At 44.0% G+C, this 17,313-nt stretch carries 16 protein-coding genes; 12 read left to right on the forward strand and 4 right to left on the reverse strand.

Annotation, left to right across the window (positions count from 1 at the left end; genetic code table 11):
* The first annotated feature begins 60 nt into the window (after positions 1–60).
* Genes VYJ22_RS01425 through VYJ22_RS01435 form a run of 3 tightly spaced genes read left to right on the forward strand, consistent with a single transcriptional unit; the run spans position 61 to position 1,428 of the window.
* Positions 61–384, forward strand: coding sequence for a nucleotide pyrophosphohydrolase (locus VYJ22_RS01425; RefSeq protein ID WP_329905539.1), 324 nt, complete (start codon positions 61–63; stop codon positions 382–384).
* 7 nt (positions 385–391) lie between these two features.
* Positions 392–1,255 (forward strand): deoxyribose-phosphate aldolase, encoded by an 864-nt coding sequence (gene deoC, locus VYJ22_RS01430; RefSeq protein ID WP_329904600.1) that lies wholly within the window; start codon positions 392–394, stop codon positions 1,253–1,255.
* 26 nt (positions 1,256–1,281) lie between these two features.
* On the forward strand, positions 1,282–1,428 hold the full coding sequence (locus VYJ22_RS01435; RefSeq protein WP_329904602.1) for a hypothetical protein: 147 nt from the start codon (positions 1,282–1,284) through the stop codon (positions 1,426–1,428).
* 115 nt (positions 1,429–1,543) lie between these two features.
* On the opposite strand, the gene VYJ22_RS01440 is transcribed toward VYJ22_RS01435, so the two are convergent.
* Positions 1,544–2,518 carry a polyprenyl synthetase family protein gene (locus VYJ22_RS01440; RefSeq protein WP_329904603.1) on the reverse strand — a complete coding sequence of 325 codons (975 nt, stop codon included), beginning with the start codon at positions 2,516–2,518 and terminating at the stop codon, positions 1,544–1,546.
* A gap of 221 nt (positions 2,519–2,739) precedes the next feature.
* Here VYJ22_RS01440 and VYJ22_RS01445 point away from each other — a divergent pair, with 221 nt between their 5' ends.
* Entirely contained in the window at positions 2,740–4,080 is a 1,341-nt protein-coding gene (locus tag VYJ22_RS01445; protein WP_329904604.1) for a mechanosensitive ion channel family protein, read from the forward strand.
* An 88-nt stretch (positions 4,081–4,168) separates the two neighbouring features.
* Here the strand turns inward: VYJ22_RS01445 and VYJ22_RS01450 are convergent, their stop codons facing one another.
* Positions 4,169–5,524 carry a TrpB-like pyridoxal phosphate-dependent enzyme gene (locus tag VYJ22_RS01450; protein ID WP_329904606.1) on the reverse strand — a complete coding sequence of 452 codons (1,356 nt, stop codon included), beginning with the start codon at positions 5,522–5,524 and terminating at the stop codon, positions 4,169–4,171.
* 102 nt (positions 5,525–5,626) lie between these two features.
* Here VYJ22_RS01450 and VYJ22_RS01455 point away from each other — a divergent pair, with 102 nt between their 5' ends.
* The 4 genes from VYJ22_RS01455 to VYJ22_RS01470 all read left to right on the forward strand — a co-directional run bounded on the left by VYJ22_RS01455 (position 5,627) and on the right by VYJ22_RS01470 (position 11,208).
* Positions 5,627–6,034 carry a hypothetical protein gene (locus tag VYJ22_RS01455; RefSeq protein ID WP_329904607.1) on the forward strand — a complete coding sequence of 136 codons (408 nt, stop codon included), beginning with the start codon at positions 5,627–5,629 and terminating at the stop codon, positions 6,032–6,034.
* 78 nt (positions 6,035–6,112) lie between these two features.
* Positions 6,113–8,881 carry a DNA polymerase I gene (polA, locus tag VYJ22_RS01460; RefSeq protein ID WP_329904608.1) on the forward strand — a complete coding sequence of 923 codons (2,769 nt, stop codon included), beginning with the start codon at positions 6,113–6,115 and terminating at the stop codon, positions 8,879–8,881.
* A gap of 205 nt (positions 8,882–9,086) precedes the next feature.
* A complete protein-coding gene (locus VYJ22_RS01465; RefSeq protein WP_329903152.1) occupies positions 9,087–10,394 on the forward strand; it encodes an IS5 family transposase in 1,308 nt (435 codons plus the stop codon).
* 88 nt (positions 10,395–10,482) lie between these two features.
* Positions 10,483–11,208: a hypothetical protein gene (locus VYJ22_RS01470; RefSeq protein ID WP_329904609.1), complete on the forward strand. Its 726-nt coding sequence runs from the start codon at positions 10,483–10,485 to the stop codon at positions 11,206–11,208.
* A gap of 1,051 nt (positions 11,209–12,259) precedes the next feature.
* On the opposite strand, the gene xerD is transcribed toward VYJ22_RS01470, so the two are convergent.
* The gene (gene xerD / locus VYJ22_RS01475) at positions 12,260–13,174 is read right to left on the reverse strand and encodes a site-specific tyrosine recombinase XerD (RefSeq protein WP_329904610.1); all 915 of its coding nucleotides are present in this window, start codon (positions 13,172–13,174) and stop codon (positions 12,260–12,262) included.
* A gap of 57 nt (positions 13,175–13,231) precedes the next feature.
* Here xerD and VYJ22_RS01480 point away from each other — a divergent pair, with 57 nt between their 5' ends.
* The 3 genes from VYJ22_RS01480 (at position 13,232) to VYJ22_RS01490 (ending at position 15,952) form a co-directional block, all read left to right on the forward strand.
* Complete coding sequence (locus VYJ22_RS01480; protein ID WP_329904611.1) at positions 13,232–13,663, forward strand: type II 3-dehydroquinate dehydratase; 432 nt, start codon at positions 13,232–13,234, stop codon at positions 13,661–13,663.
* 56 nt (positions 13,664–13,719) lie between these two features.
* Complete coding sequence (pyk, locus tag VYJ22_RS01485; RefSeq protein ID WP_329904613.1) at positions 13,720–15,153, forward strand: pyruvate kinase; 1,434 nt, start codon at positions 13,720–13,722, stop codon at positions 15,151–15,153.
* Between the two features lie 148 nt (positions 15,154–15,301).
* Entirely contained in the window at positions 15,302–15,952 is a 651-nt protein-coding gene (locus tag VYJ22_RS01490; RefSeq protein WP_329904614.1) for a transporter family protein, read from the forward strand.
* 53 nt (positions 15,953–16,005) lie between these two features.
* Here VYJ22_RS01490 and VYJ22_RS01495 read toward each other — a convergent pair whose 3' ends face one another.
* Entirely contained in the window at positions 16,006–16,476 is a 471-nt protein-coding gene (locus VYJ22_RS01495; protein WP_329904615.1) for a PaaI family thioesterase, read from the reverse strand.
* A gap of 241 nt (positions 16,477–16,717) precedes the next feature.
* Between VYJ22_RS01495 and VYJ22_RS01500 the strand changes: the two genes are divergently transcribed.
* Positions 16,718–17,275 (forward strand): RNA polymerase sigma factor, encoded by a 558-nt coding sequence (locus VYJ22_RS01500; protein WP_329904616.1) that lies wholly within the window; start codon positions 16,718–16,720, stop codon positions 17,273–17,275.
* The last annotated feature ends 38 nt before the right edge of the window (positions 17,276–17,313 follow it).

The following is a 17,313-nucleotide window of genomic DNA, read 5'->3' on the forward strand; positions in this document are numbered from 1 at the left end:
CGAATTGTTGTATATTTGATTAATAATACAAGTAAGATGAATACTTCCCGAGAAAAGGAAATCACCCTTGCAAGTGCACAACGCATGGTAGACGAGTGGGTAAAGACCTACGGAGTGCGCTACTTTTCCGAGCTGACCAATATGGCCATACTTACGGAAGAGGTGGGCGAAGTAGCCCGCATCATGGCTCGTACCTATGGCGATCAAAGCTTCAAGGCCACAGACCATAAGGATCTGGGAGACGAACTCACGGATGTGTTATGGGTATTGCTATGCATAGCCAATCAGACGGGCGTGGATCTCACAGAAACTTTCAGGAGAAACCTGGACAAGAAGACTGAGCGAGACAAAGAAAGACATATAAATAATCAAAAACTAAGATAACAAAGCAATGACCAACAAGTATCAACAAGTATTTGACAGCTTCAAAGCTGCATTGTCAACAGAGCAGATACAATCTGAGATAGAAAAGATCCTATCTGAGGAGTTCGAGAAGAACAATACCATAGAGGTGAAGAAGTTTCTTCACGGCACCATAGACCTCACCAGCCTCAACGGAGCGGATACGGAAGAGAGCATAGCCAAATTCGTAAGCCAAGTGAACGACTTCGACGGTACAGACCCCACAGTCCCCTCGGTGGCTGCTATATGTGTGTATCCTAATTTCGTAAAAACGGTAAAGGACACCCTGACGACGGAAGATGTACGGATAGCCTGCGTAAGCGGCTGCTTCCCTGCCTCACAGAGCTTTATAGAAGTCAAATTAGCGGAGACTGCATTGGCTGTGAAGGATGGAGCTGATGAGATCGACATTGTGCTCAATATGGGTAAGTTCTTTGCAGAGGATTATGAGGAAACCTCTACCGAAATTGAAGAACAAAAAGCTACATGTCGTGAAGCTCACCTCAAAGTGATACTGGAGACAGGAGCACTGAAAACACCCGAACTCATCCGCAAAGCATCCATACTCGCTCTTTACAGCGGTGCAGACTTCCTCAAAACATCAACCGGCAAGGAATACCCTGGTGCCAGCCTGGAGGCAGCCTATGTGATGTGTCAGGTGCTCAAAGAGTATCACGACAAGCATGGCCATGTACGCGGGCTCAAAGTGTCAGGCGGCATACGCACTGCAGAAGAGGCTGTGAAGTATTACTGTCTGGTAAAATCCATATTGGGCGAAGAATGGCTTACTCCGGAGTACTTCCGCATAGGAGCAAGCAGCTTGGTAGCTAATTTGCAAAAAGAGATATTGTAATCTATACTCAAAAGATTAAGAGAGCTATGATCAGTGCAAAAAAAGATGAGCAAAAGAAAAAGGCTCAGAAAACAACTTTCAATGAGTTTACAAGCCTATGGGAGCGCTACGTACAAAAGGTGCCTGCAAAGAAAGATATACTCCCTGAAGTAGAAAATACCGAGAGTAAATAATACTGTATATAGCGCTATAAACCACTGCTTAGCAGTGTGAAACAACAAACCGGAGATGAGAGGAAAGAACCACTCAATCTCCGGTTTTTTATTACGGTGTATGTACGACAAGTCTCTATCGCTTGCGCTCCACAATGAAATCGGCAAGTGTGTCGAGGTACTTATGAGCCTCATTGCACGGATATATTTCGAGCAAAGCTTTCGCCTCATCCACAAAACCCTGCATACGCTTGGTGGCATATTCGATACCACCATTGTCCACGGCAAAACTGATCAATCTGGCAACGTCTTCTTGAGATAAGTGCTTTTGCTTCAAGATAGCCATGCATGCTTCTTGCTCCATACTCACAGTATTTTGTAAAGCATAGAGTAGCGGCAAGGTAATTTTACCTTCTCTTATGTCATTGCCGGTAGGCTTGCCTACGTCATTGCTTTTATAATAGTCAAAGATATCATCACGAATCTGGAAGGCATAGCCGAGCTTCTCTCCGAAGAGACGCACACGGTCTATATCGTCCTGTGATACATCCACACTCATCGCACCTATTTCGGCACAAGCCATAAACAGGATGGCTGTCTTCTGGTGTATTACCTCAAAATAGGTCTCTTCACTGAGCAATACTTTATCTGCGGTCTCATATTGCTTGATCTCACCCTCAGTAAGATCCCGACCCAATGACGATATGATATTCATCACCCGCAGATCCTGTAGGGATATGGCTTTGAGCAGTGCTGATGACAGGATAAAATCACCCATAAGCACAGCTATGCGATTGTCATATATAGCGTTGAGGGTAGATACACCACGACGGGTATTGGCCTCATCTATAACATCGTCATGAATAAGTGTAGCCGTGTGTATGAGTTCCAGTAACACAGCGGCATCTATTGTTTTCTGAGGAAGATCCTCAACAAATAATTTACCGATAAGTGAAGTCAATAAAGGACGGACCTGTTTACCTGTAGCTGTGGCAAGATGTTGTACTGCTTCAGTCAACCACTCCGATTTACTTTTTAATACACCGTCGAACTGTTGATGGAAATCGTCAATATAATCGGCAACGTAAGCCTTGATAGGGGTTAATTCCATTTCTGCTTTTCCCACTTGATTTATTTTCACAAATATAACAAAAGCCAGTGATACTCACTTCGTTTTTGCAACAATATGCCATTGACCCCTTGGGTGCAGTGCATATGGAAAGGACAAAAGTACTAAAAGTGCTGAAAAAGCATCTTATAGGACAGCGATCTTGATTATTTGTATGAAAATTTTGATATTTGTCTATTGAACAGGAATAATATATTATCAGCATGTTTATTTTTCAGACAAAAACAGATCCATTGGAGCACGGTATAGACAAGATGTTCGACGCTGCCAACCCTATCATAGAAGCATCGATGAAGTTTCTGCACAGCATGGGTATACCCAAAGATACTGTGCGAGCCATCAATATCGGTTTTATGATAGCTGTAGTATTGCTCATAGGCGGAATGCTGCAGTTTCTTTTTACCAAACTGTTCGATGCCATTACCCGCAAACTCGGTAGGCACGAGCGCATGGTGTATTTTACAGACTTACTAAACAACAAAATACCCTATCTCCTCGCTATCATCATACCTTTTAGCTTTGTACGTATCTCTATCAATACAGTATTGGAGGGACAGCGCGAATTTTTTAAGATAGCGCTGATGATACTCGAGATCTATTGGATTATTTTTATGGCCAGGCTGGCAATAGCCTTTGTAAATTCTATACGCGACTATCTGAGACGTAAAAAAGAGTTCAGCGACAAACCGCTGGATAGCTTTGCCCAGGTATTCAAGATCTTCGTTATCTTCCTTACTGCCATCTTTGTGGTCTCCACGCTACTCAACAAAGATCTGGAAAAGTTGCTGACGGGGCTTGGTGCTTTCTCTGCCGTTTTGCTATTGATATTTAAGGATAGCATCGTGGGGTTTGTAGCAAGTATACAAGTATCCGCCAATGACATGGTAAGGATAGGAGACTGGGTAACCATCCCTTCGCAAGGAGCGGATGGGGATGTGGTGAAAATATCACTAACAACAGTAAAAATAAGAGCCTTCGACAATACTATCGTTACGGTGCCCACCTATTCATTGATTTCGAGCAGCATGCAAAATTGGCGAGGCATGAAAGAAACAGGATGTAGGCGTATCAAACGTCCTCTACATATCAAACAATCATCGGTGAGATTCGTAACTCCTGAAGACCTCAGAGAGCTCAAAAGAATAAAGCTTATTACACATTACATTGACGAAAAAGGAGCGGAGATCAAGAAGCATAATGAAGAAATATCGGCCGATGATATGCTTGTCAATGGGCGTAGGTTTACTAATCTGGGGCTTTTTGAGAAGTATATAGAGAGTTACATCAAGAATCACCCACGAATCAGCAAAGAAATGCTATGCATGGTAAGACAGTTGGAACCTAATGAGAAAGGGGTGCCGGTAGAAATATATTGCTTTGCAAAGACTACGGAGTGGAGCGAATATGAAAGTATCATTACAGACATATTTGATCATATCATTGCTGTAGTACCCTACTTCGATTTACAGATTTTCGAGAGCATATCCGACACTTCCCTCAAACATATACGCAATATTTCCCCCGGAGAACATCCGTTTGAATAAATTTGCCCTAAAAGGCATAATAAAATGAGGTCATAAGTTGAGCTAATCTTACTTATGACCTCTTCTTTATCCCCTGATCAAATGCTCTTCACATCCCTTCAAGATTTTTGGCAATCGTTTCATCGGACAAGGTATAATTAACCAAATCGCCGGACAAGAACTTGTCATAAGACGCCATATCTATCAAACCATGACCGGAAAGGTTGAAAAGGATTACCTTAGCCTCTCCACTTTCTTTACATTTATTGGCTTCTCTCACTGCTGCAGCTATGGCATGGCACGACTCAGGTGCAGGTATAATACCTTCGCTCTTGGCAAAAAGGACTCCGGATTCAAAAGATTCCAACTGAGGGATATCGGCAGCTTCCATCAGACCATCCTTGAGCAGTTGTGATACGATGACACCGGCGCCGTGATAGCGCAATCCACCGGCATGTATATTGGCAGGTGCAAAGTTGTGACCCAGTGTGTACATGGGGAGGAGCGGTGTATAGCCGGCTTCGTCACCGAAGTCATATTTGAATTGTCCTCTTGTAAGCTTGGGGCAGGATGCAGGCTCGGCAGCAACATAGCGCCTTTGCTTACCGCCATTGAATCCATGGCGCATAAAAGGAAAACACAAACCTCCGAAATTGGATCCTCCGCCGAAACATCCGATGATAATATCAGGATCTTCACCTGCGAGTTCCATCTGCTTTTCGGCTTCAAGACCTATCACTGTCTGATGCAGTGTCACGTGACTCAACACAGACCCCAGAGTATACTTGCAGTTGGGAGTGGATCTTGCCAGCTCTATAGCCTCGGAGATAGCCGTACCCAAAGAGCCTTGGTGATTGGGCTGAGCGGTGAGCACATCCTTACCGGCACGTGTAGACATAGAAGGAGAAGGTGTCACTTGTGCACCGAATGTCTGCATGATACTTCTTCTGTAGGGCTTCTGCTCATAACTGATCTTCACTTGGTACACGGCAGCATCTAAACCGAACACACTCGCAGCATATGACAACGCTGCCCCCCACTGCCCGGCACCGGTCTCGGTAGTAATATTGGTCACGCCCTCTTGTTTGCAATAGTACGCTTGAGCAAGTGCGGAGTTAAGCTTATGGGAGCCTATGGGACTTACACTTTCATTCTTGAAATAGATGTGAGCCGGTGTACCCAATGCCTCTTCCAATCCATAAGCGCGCACCAGCGGAGTACAGCGATAGTTCTTGTAGCGCTCACGCACTTCATGCGGAATTTCGATCCATGTGTCCGTTTGATTAAGTTCCTGTCGGCATAGCTCTTCTGCAAAAATAGGATACATGTCCTCCGCTTTCAGCGGATTCTTGGTCTGAGGGTTCAGAGGTGGTAGAGGCTTGTTGGCCATTTCCGCCTGAATATTATACCAGTACTTCGGTATATCTTCCTCTGAAAGCATAAACTTCTTAGTTCTTTCTTTCATTTTTAAAATTTAATAAAAAGTGATATGAGCTCCAAAAGTAATGAATTTAGTAGAAAGCTTGTAAATAAATATTTATTACTTTTAAGTCAAACTACCTATTGCATGAAAAAAGAATACAATCAAATACCGTGGTTCGACACACGCCCCAAGATGTGGCTATTCCTTGCAATCAGCCTCGTCCTATGTCTACTGATCATGTTCGCCTTCGAGACGAGTTTCGGACGTACGCAGAATATGTTTGTCAGCTTAGTGGTTATATCTATTTACGTGGTAGCATACATTGGTTTTCTTTTCCCCTACAACTTTGTGTTGGATACGGACAGAGGGTTGTTTTACTCACAAACATTATTTCTCCCCGCCAATAGCCGGGTAAAACTTGCTGATGTACAATCCGCAGAAGTCGAGCGCAAATATCTTCGTATACAAAAGCAAGGCGGAGTCAAGTTTGTACGCATGCGTCATGCACATCGGGCAGCGGATGACATCAACAACGCTACTCTACGCAACTAAAGGGATCTCTATCCTCCGTCCCATGCAGTAGATCTCAGTAAAGATGGCTATCTTTACGCATTAACGTAAAGACATCCTATGGAGAAGAAGATATTCCTGCTCGATGCTTATGCCCTCATATTTCGGGCTTATTATGCATTCATCAGAAGCCCCCGTATAGATTCCAAGGGGCGAAATACCAGTGCCATATTCGGCTTCGTGCTTATGCTCGAAGATATCCTTGAAAAGGAACGCCCTGATCTGATAGGCGTTGTATTTGACCCTCCGGGCGGTACCTTCCGCCATAAGGAATATGAGGCTTATAAAGCACAGCGCGAAGAAACGCCCGAGGCCATCAGACTATCCGTACCATACATCAAGCGCATCATAGAAGCTTACAAGATACCCATTGTGGAAGTGGAAAACTACGAAGCAGACGATGTGATAGGTACTCTGGCAAAGCAGGCGGAGGCGCAGGGATATACTGTGATGATGGTGACGCCCGACAAAGATTACGGACAACTCGTGACGGACAAGAGCCTGATGTACCGCCCCAAAAGTTCCGGCGGTGGATACGAGATATGGGGCCCGAGTGAAGTGTGCGGGAAGTTCGGCCTCTCATCCACTAATCAAATCATAGACTACCTTGGTCTTGTAGGCGATGCCTCTGACAATATACCGGGGTGTAAAGGTATAGGCCCCAAAACAGCCGAGAAACTCCTGGCCGAGTATAAAAGTATCGATGGCATTTACGAACATATCGATGACATCAAAGGTGCCACCCGAAAGAAGTTGCTCGAAAACAAAGACGAGACATATACCTCACGCTACTTAGCGGAGATATGCACTACGGTACCCATCGAATTTGACGAACAACCCTTCCTCAAAGAAAGCCCCGACAAAGATGCCATTCTCGAAATATTCCGCGATCTTGAGTTCAAATCTCTATTGCCTCGTGTACTCAAAGAATTTGCGGTGTCTTCTTCCAATGATAAACCTTTTATCACAGACTTATTTGCGGACAACCCTACGGATGTTTTCAAAAACGATAATCTCACAGAGTTATCAAGTGCTGATAGTAACTATCATCTCCTTGATAGTCAGAGCAAAATAGATGAATTCTACGCACTTCTGAATAAACAGCAGAAAATTGCTTTCGACACGGAAACCACCAATCTCGATCCACTCAAAGCCGAATTGGTAGCTATGACCTTCTCTTGGAAGTCAGGCGAAGCTTACTTCCTCCCTATTCCACCCGAAAGAGAAAATGCCCTCGCCCTACTCCTCCCCATGAGCAAGGTATTCAAGAGTGATAAGATTTTGAAAATAGGTCAAAACCTCAAATACGATATACAGGTACTTGCCAACTATGACTTTGCCGTCGAAGGGCCACTCTTCGATACCATGGTGGCTCACTACCTCCTCAATCCTGACGCTCGCCACAACATGGATGAGATGGCGGAGGTATATCTCGACTATCGCACCATACACTTCTCCGAGCTTGTAGGTAGCACAGCCAAAAAAAATTATGATCTCAGAGCCTTACCCATACGCAAGCTATGCGACTATGCTGCGGAAGATGCCGATATTACGTACAGGCTGTACGAGACCTTCGTGCCTCTACTGAGAGAGCAAGGGCTCGAAGAGCTCATGCAGAATATAGAGATGCCTCTGGTACCCGTGCTTGCATCCATGGAACGTGAGGGGGTCAAGCTCGACACCGAAGTACTGGGACACAAAGCTCAGGACATGAATGCCAAGCTACTGCGTCTGGAGAATGAAATACACCGTCTGGCAGGGCAATCATTCAACATCAATAGCAGCCAGCAAGTAGGTGCAGTGCTTTTTGATAAACTCAAGATAGCAGACAAACCCAAGAAAACAAAAACGGGAGGTTACAGCACATCGGAAGAAGTCCTGGAGAAGTTGCGGGATAAGCACCCTATTATAGATCGCATACTGGAGTACCGTGGCCTCAAAAAACTACTGAGCACCTACATCGAGTCACTGCCCGAGCTCATCTACCCGGACGGCAAGCTGCACAGCTCCTTCAACCAAACGGTAGCTTCTACCGGCAGGCTGTCGAGTAGCAACCCTAATCTCCAGAATATCCCTATTCGTACGGAAGAAGGGCGCATGATCCGCGAAGCCTTTGTACCGGATAGTGACGAATGCGTATTCCTCAGTGCCGACTATTCGCAGATCGAGCTCCGTCTCATGGCACACCTCAGCGGTGACAAGTCGCTGATACAGGCCTTCAACGCAGGTGAGGATATACACCGTGCCACAGCCGCCAAGATATACGGAGTAGACTCACTACTCGTGACGGACGATATGAGACGCAATGCCAAGACAGCCAATTTCGGTATCATCTACGGCATCAGCGCCTTCGGCCTCAGCGAAAGGCTCAATATACCCAGAAGCGAATCCAAAATGCTCATAGAGGGTTATTTTGCCTCTTATCCCGGCGTCAAGGAATACATGGACAAGTCCATCGAAGATGCCAAGGAAACCGGCTATGTCACTACCCTACTGGGCAGGAAGCGGTACCTCAAAGACATCAATAGTGCCAATGCCGTGGTGAGGGGCTATGCCGAGCGCAATGCTATCAATGCTCCCATACAAGGCACAGCGGCGGATATCATCAAGCTTGCTATGATACGTATATACAATACGATCAAGGAACGAGGACTCAAAAGCCGAATGATACTTCAGGTACATGACGAACTCAACTTCAATGTATACCGTGACGAACTCGATGAGATGAAGCAAATAGTGCTGGACGGCATGCAGGGCGTATTGCCCCACCTCAAAGTCCCGCTCATAGCAGAAATGGGTGTAGGAGCCAACTGGCTCGAAGCCCACTAAAACGCTCCAATTGCGTATATATCCGATAGCCTTATACTTTGCTCCCTAAGTATAAGGCTATTTTAATACACAAATAGTTCTTTTTTTATTTAGTCGCCCCTTAAAATCGCGTTTATTTTCTGATATACAGTGAATTACATTCTTATACTCTTTGATAAATCTGCAAGTTTTTGTATCTTTGGATGTAGAAACTTGCAGATTTTTTATGATACGCCCTACTCAAACAGTTCAATCTCTATTCTCTTCGCTGGACGATTTGCTTAACCAGCAACATCCTCTGTATAAACTTTCCCATAAAATCGATTGGAAAAGGTTCGAAGAGGATTTTTCTTCCTTGTATTGCCCTGACAATGGTCGTCCCGGTAAGCCTATTCGTTTAATGTGTGGTCTTTTAATTCTGAAGCATTTGCGCAATATTTCAGATGAATCTGTTGTAGAACAATGGAGTGAGAACGCTTATTTTCAATATTTTTGTGGCATGCAGGAGTTTACTCCTTCCTTTCCCTGCAATGCCTCGGAACTGGTTCACTTCCGCAAACGTATCGGCGAAAGAGGGATAGAGCTTATTCTTGCAGAAAGTATTCGTGTGAATGATGACAAAAATGAGAAGGATCACCACGATACCGCTTTTATAGACTCCACCGTGCAGGAAAAGAATGTGACTTATCCTACAGATGCCAAGTTGCATAAGAAGATAGTAGGCAAGGTTCTCAAAATCGTAAGGGCTCTCAATCTACCCATTCGTCAAAGCTATACTTTCGTATTGAAAAGAATTTATCGGGATCAACGTTTTCGCAACCATCCCAAGAACCGTAAGAAAGCTCTTAAAGCGGATAAACGGTTACGAACAATAGCGGGACGTTTGGTTCGGGAACTTAAACGAAACCTGGGTAATAACAGGGAGTACGACAAACTCATTTCCCTCTTTGAAAGGATTCTTTCGCAACGGCGTAATTCCACTCAAAAGATTTATTCTATTCATGAACCGGATGTTCAATGCATCAGTAAAGGTAAGGAGCACAAAAAATATGAGTTTGGAAACAAAGTCTCGATTATACGCTCCATGACGGGAGTGATTTTGGGAGCCTCTTCTTTCCGTAATGAGTATGACGGACATACCATAGAGCAAAGCCTCGATCAGGTGAAGAGACTCACGGGAGAAAGGATTAAGAAATTGGCCGGAGATAGAGGTTACCGTGGGAAAAAAGAAATAAACGGTACGCAAATATTGATTCCTGACACTCCAAAAGCTAAAGACAGTTATTATCAACGTAAAAAGAAGCATCGACTTTTCTGCAAGCGTGCAGGAATAGAACCAACTATCGGACATTTGAAGTCAGATTATCGCTTAGGACGTAACTTTTACAAAGGGCTCTTCGGGGATGCTATCAATGTAATGTTAGCTGCAGCGGCATATAACTTCAAAAGAGCCATGAAGCTTCTTTTGTACCTAATAAACAAAATCAGCGAAACACTCCCAATGGAGAGGATTGCGCTGAAATGTGCTTTTTAAGGGACGACTATTTACATTTGCAGCGTAAAAAATAAGATCATCATACAACCACTAGCCCTGCATACAAACTTCAACAAATATCATTTTCATGAAAAAATTAGTGACACTGCTTGTATTATGCATTGCATGCATAACTATGGGATATAGCCAAAACGGCTATACACAATCTGTTTACCTCAAAAACGGTAGCATCATCAAAGGCACAGTGGTAGAGTATGTACCCGGTGAGTTTCTCAAATTAAAGACGAGAGACGGCAGCATAATGGTGTTCAAAGCAGATGAAATAATTCGCATAAACAAAGAAGCCACAACCTTCAAAAGGGAGTATAACAGCGACAAATCCAACGGAATTTTTGACAAAATGATACGCCCCGGCTATCACGGAACATTCGAGGCCGGTTATGTGATCGGAGTAGGCAAGACTATTTGGGATAGATACGAGGTAGCAACTTCACATGGCTATCAGATCAATTCTTATATTTTTACCGGTATGGGTATTACACTGAACTATGACTTCGACAAAGAAATATTCAGCATACCGGTGTACGGAGAGGTAAGAGCTCAGATGCCCTACAGCGTGGTCATGCCGTTTGCAGTGTTCAAAATGGGTTACTCCTCAGGAGATGTACACGGCCTCTATATAAGCCCTGGTATCGGAGCCAAGCTGCGACTGGGCAGGTCTTTTGCATTCAACATCAGCATGGCATACGCCCTACAGCGACAAGATATCAATATTACATTTATGAACAATATCAAGACTACCGGTAGTATCAATCTCGGAGGATTGTCTTTCAAGGCAGGCTTCGAATTCTAAGATATAGAGCATTAAATATAAAAAAAATGGTGCAGGAGCTATCTCCTTCTGCACCATTTTCATATCACAGCCCCCCACCCCCAGGTCTATAAAAGGGAGCACGCCACAGATATAAAAGTAAGAGGCTATCACCCCCTACCGATCTATCATATCAGAACGTAAGGGGAACTATCATTTTGTCAACAATCAAAGCCTTGTTTCATAAACACCTGTTACAGGGATCTCAGCCATAGCAGGGGGCTTGACAAGGGGGGGCAAATATTGTATCTTTGTATTGACAAGAATTTCTATACCACCCTTACCCTACACAGCCCCATAAGCAATATACAGACAATGGCACACCAAACGCATATCACCTTACAGATAAATACGAATCAGCAAGGCTCATTCATTCCATTGTCACACGGAATCTCCCACAATCAGTAGTTGATATAAATATCTATACTTGGGCCACATCGGGTTATTCACACCATCTAACTTATTGCACCTTCCCTATCACTACCCTTATTTGCCGTACAGAATTGACGATCCCATTTACGAAGCATGCAAACTCATTATACAGAGTCTGCCGACCTATCGTACACGGACAATAGACTTATCTTATACGGTCGATAATCTTATCGTACACGGACAACAGACCTATTATGAAGAGTCCACAAACTTATCATAATAGAATTGCACATGCTGTGGATAACTTGATGAAACTATCCCCTACAATAAAAAAATAAAGTATAATGAGTGTGTATTATTCAGATATTCATTATCACCTCATAATACGAAGAAGTGATTTATTTAGCCCTGAAATTCGGGGGATTTTAACCCTAAAATAGCTGTTTCTTATTTAAACTTTGTACAAATAAGCCTGATATCTTAACTAAGAAGTGAGAATTTTTGGTCTCCAAACCCTATTGATAAATTTAATTAATATATTGCTGTACAGAAATATAATAAGAATCAGGGAGATTAAATTCAGATAATCAATTTTGACATTTTGTCAAAAATACTCCAGCCACTCCTTAATGCGAGGGAAAAGAGCAGTGCTTACGATATGCTATGACTGATGCGTATTGCTATAGGAAATGTTGCGAGGGTGGAACTCCTCGATCTGATGCCGCAGCTGCTCCCTATCGACATGTGTATAAATCTCTGTAGTACCTATATCCTCATGTCCCAACATCATCTGTATAGCTTGCAGGTTGGCGCCCCCCTCTAGCAAATGAGTGGCAAAGCTATGTCTGAAGGTATGAGGGCTGATGTTCTTACTGATGCCTGCCAGGGCGGCAAGCTCCTTGATGAAGTGAAACACCATGATACGTGAGATGGCTTTGCCGCGACGGCTCAGGAAGATAAAATCTTCCTGTCCCTTGTGTGCCATAGGGCGATCCCCAGCAAGATACTTGGTAAGCTCTGCTACGGCAGACGGACTCATGGGTACCAACCTGTGCTTACGCCCCTTACCCACAACACGCAGGTATTGCTCATCGAGAAACACATCGCTAAATCTCAGGTTACACAACTCACTCACCCGAAGCCCGCAGCTATACAACACCTCCAGGATAGCCTTATTGCGCTGCCCCTCGGCTTTGGAGAGGTCTATTACCGCCATCATCTCATCGATCTCCTGCACGGTGAGTACAGTGGGAAGATATCGGCCAATCTTGGGCGTTTCGAGCAGCTCCGAGGGGTCCGTAGAGATGAATTCCTCCAAAACAAGGAACTTCAAAAAACTTTTTACACCTGAAATAATACGGGCAATAGAGCGGGATTGGATGCCTATATCATAGAGTGCAGCCACAAAAGTTTGCAGATTATTATAGGTGACAGCATCGAGTGTTATACCCTCATTATCAACAAACTTGATGAGTTTGGTCGCATCCTTGAGATAGGCGTCGCAACTATTGGCAGTCAGATTAAGTTCTAACTGTAGATAGCTAAGATATCTGTCAAGTATATTCTTTGGTAACAATGGATAAGAGATATTTTGATTACCTTTGCAAAGGTAAAGAAAGCGAATTACATTTTTATGCTATTACAAATAGTTAATGGACCCAATCTGGCAAAGATAGGTAGGCGAGAGCCGGAGATATATGGGAATAAGTCTTTTGATGACTATCTGCTTGAGTTAAAGTCATACATGCCCGGTCACGACATTCGCTACTATCAAAGCAACCATGAGGGCGACCTCATAGATGCTCTTTACAACGCCCAAGAAGACGGTGTACAAGGCATTGTGTTGAATGCCGGAGCTTATACCCACACTTCTATCGCTCTACTTGATGCCATCAAAGCCATTGCCATACCGGTGGTGGAAGTTCATATCAGCGGTGTGTACGGTCGGGAGACTTTTCGTCATACTTCTATGATAGCTCCCGCATGCGCAGGAGTCATTGCCGGATTCGGCTTGGACAGTTATCGCTTAGGCATCGAGGCTCTTCTGCTCAAACTATCGGTTTGAGACAGAATTACAGTAAGATTTGAAATCATTTTAATAAGTATCAGTTTTTACAGACAATGAAGAAAACAAAGATTGTAGCTACTATTTCCGACATGCGTTGCGAGGTAGATTTTATCCGTTCATTAGTGGACGCCGGTGTAAACGTTGTACGCCTAAACACGGCTCACATGAGCAAGGAAGGTTTTGACCGCGTCCTGAGCAATACCCGTGAAGTATCTACCAAAGTGGGTATCCTGATGGATACCAAAGGCCCAGAAGTAAGAACTACCGTGTGTGATGATCCTATAGAATTTAAGTCGGGAGACCGATTCTATATCCAATGCGACCCTACTGCCAAGACTACTCATGACGTTATCAACGTGTCATATCCCAACTTTTTTGACGATGTGGCAGTAGGTAGCGATGTGCTTATTGATGATGGAGACCTCGACATGAAGATAATCACCAAAGAGGAAGGCACACGCCGCCTCCTTTGTGAAGCTCTCAACGATGGTACATTGGGTAGCCGTAAGAGTGTAAACGTACCGGGAGTGCGTATCAACCTGCCCTCTCTCACCGAAAAAGACCGCAACAACATCCTCTATGCTATTGAAAACGGCATTGACTTCATAGCCCACTCTTTTGTGAGAAACAAGAGGGATGTGATGGACATCCAGGAGATTCTGGACGTGCATAACAGTAATATCAAGATTATCGCTAAGATAGAAAACCAGGAGGGTGTGGACAATATAGACGAAATCCTGGACGTGGCATATGGTATCATGGTAGCTCGTGGCGACCTCGGTATCGAGGTTCCTCAGGAGAAGATACCAGGCATCCAAAGATCTCTGATCCGTAAGTGTGTAGAGCGCAAGCGCCCTGTGATTGTAGCTACACAGATGTTGCACACGATGATCAAGAACCCCCGCCCCACCCGTGCTGAAGTAACTGACGTAGCCAACGCTATATACTACCGCACTGACGCTGTGATGCTCAGTGGAGAGACGGCTTATGGTAAGTACCCGGTGGAGGCTGTACAGACGATGACGAAGATCATTGTGGAAGCAGAGAAAAGCAAGATAGAAGCTAATGACATCCGTGTAAGCTATGAATCGGATGATATCAATACCACTTCATTCCTCGCCAAGCAAGCGGTAAAAAGCATCAACAAGCTGGGTGTACAGGCTATCATTACCGACAGCTACACCGGACGCTCGGCTCGCAATCTTGCAGCCTTCCGCGGTAAAGTGCCTGTATTTGCAGTGTGCTATTCTGAGGAACTTATCCGCCAACTGGCATTGAGCTACGGCGTGGTATCAGAGTATCAGCCTATCATGGATGACAAAGGTGTACAACGTGTGGACTTCTCGGAAGCTCTCAAAAGCCTTGTGGCTCGTGGTCTAATAGCTCCACAAGACAAGGTAGCTCATATGAGCGGACTACTGGGTAAGGAAGGTTCTACAACGTCTTTGGAGATCAACACTGTTGAGAATCTGATGCGTCAGAAATAACCAATCACACTCTATACCCATTTGTTGGTAATTATAAGAGGTTGTTGTCTATTTCACCGTAAGGTGGTAGACAGCAACCTTATTTTCTTATCGATAAACCGTAATTTTGCAACGAGTATAAAAGCAACTACATTCAAAATTACTAATTATGAAAAGAGTTTACATCATGGTGATGGTGGCCATGGCGTGTGCCTTGAGCCAAGTAAGAGTATGTGCCCAAAACAAAGAATACGGCTTCCCGAAACATGAGCATGAGCACGAGCACAAAGGAACTGTTTTTGTGGGTGGAGCACTGACCTACTGGAACAATACGAAGAATAAATCGGTATTATTCGAGTTCGAGCCGGAATTTGGCTACTTGTTCAACAACACATGGGGTGTAGGTATGATGTTGGGGTACGAATACAATAAAGAAAAGCATGGTACAGGTGCCGCAGCTCACAATCACATCTCGCATGAGTTTAAGATCTCTCCCTTTGCACGTTATTATTACTTCCACAGAGAGCCGTTCAACCTTTATATAGACGGTGGCTTCGGATTCAACTTTGCCAAAGAAGAGGGTAAAGTAAAGAATCGTGGCTTTGAGATCGGCTTGAGACCGGGAGCGTGTATCGACCTCACAGAGGGTTTATGCCTATGCATGCATCTGGGATTTATAGGCTATCGCAAGGATTACTTCTCTGCTCATAAAGATGGCATAGGTCACGAACATGATGGCGAGAACGGCTTAAACAGAAATGGATTTGGCTTTCGCATCGCTCCGGAGGAAGTCTCCATCGGACTTGAGATTGAGTTCTAATATCTACCGTATATTGATATTATCGCACGTATAGCAGAGAGTATCCCTAAGATTTATTTCTTGAGCCGTACGGCAACCATAGTGGCTTTGGCAGTGACTTCATCATCGCCAAAGCCTATTTTCATTTCCATCTTTACCTTGCGATCTGTTATTTCCACTGCTTTCCCGGTAATGACAAGCTCCCGATCTATAGGCGTAGGCCGCAGATAATCCACAGTAATAGATGCAGTCACATAGCGTATACCACTATCCTCTGAGGGCTCTACACCATAGTGTTTATGTCCCGTAGCAAAAGCTGTAGCATTGCCGTGGCAATCCATCAAAGCAGCGATGAGCCCGCCGTAAGCAAAGCCCGGTACTCCCCCCGTAGCAAAAGATGGCGGTGTATAACGGGATATAGTGGTACCTGCTGCTTCGTCCAACCAATAAGTGAGGAGGTGTAAGCCATGCTCATTAGAATATCCGCAACCGAAACAATGGCTGTTGTGTGCACTATAGTATTCCTGAAATGCTTTTATTTTCATAGTGATTAAGTTATTAGCGCAAATGTAATGAAATAGTACGGGCATTGCTGCAATATTACTAATAAAGTCAGATAATATGCTCCGCATTATTTATCGGTAATAGTTGCTTATCATCTATTTATAAGTAATTTAGTGGACTGAAAAACATGGGTGCCATACCCTACTATTAAAAAGAATAGATATAGATACTCAAGCAGTTCAACGCATACCGGCAACTGTATATACAGAGAGAGAGGATATTATGTTCAGTTACAACAACCATGACGAAGATGCAAGCCTAATACTTCTGATACGCCAAGGCGACAAGAAGGCTTTTACCCTACTCTATCGCAAATATTGCAGATATTTGTACGCCCTGGCATACAAATACCTCAAAGATACCGACACCGCACAGGATGCTGTGCAACAAGTATTCCTCAAAATATGGGAGCATCGTGATAACCTGAGGATAGAGATCAACCTGAAGAACTATCTCTACACCATGACCAAGAACTATATCCTCAATTACTTCCGAGATAATAAAGAAGCCGTAATGCTCAGCTACGCCGAAGCTCAGATAAGCCAAGCGGAAGAATACAACATACAGGATATCATAGAGCAAGCAGAACTCACTCTACACCTCAAACAAGCAATAGATCACCTACCCCCGCAAAAGCGTGATATATGCCTGCTCAAAGTAAAAGAGAATATTACCAATAATGAGATAGCAGAGCGCATGGGACTCTCTGTAAACACCGTAAAAAGCCACTATACTACCGCTATTAAGCTGCTTAGAAATTATCTAAACAAAGATTTATGACATTTTTTATTGACTCTGACTCATCTAAACATCTATTT

This window comes from Porphyromonas pogonae, assembly GCF_036320655.1.
Classification (GTDB): domain Bacteria; phylum Bacteroidota; class Bacteroidia; order Bacteroidales; family Porphyromonadaceae; genus Porphyromonas; species Porphyromonas pogonae.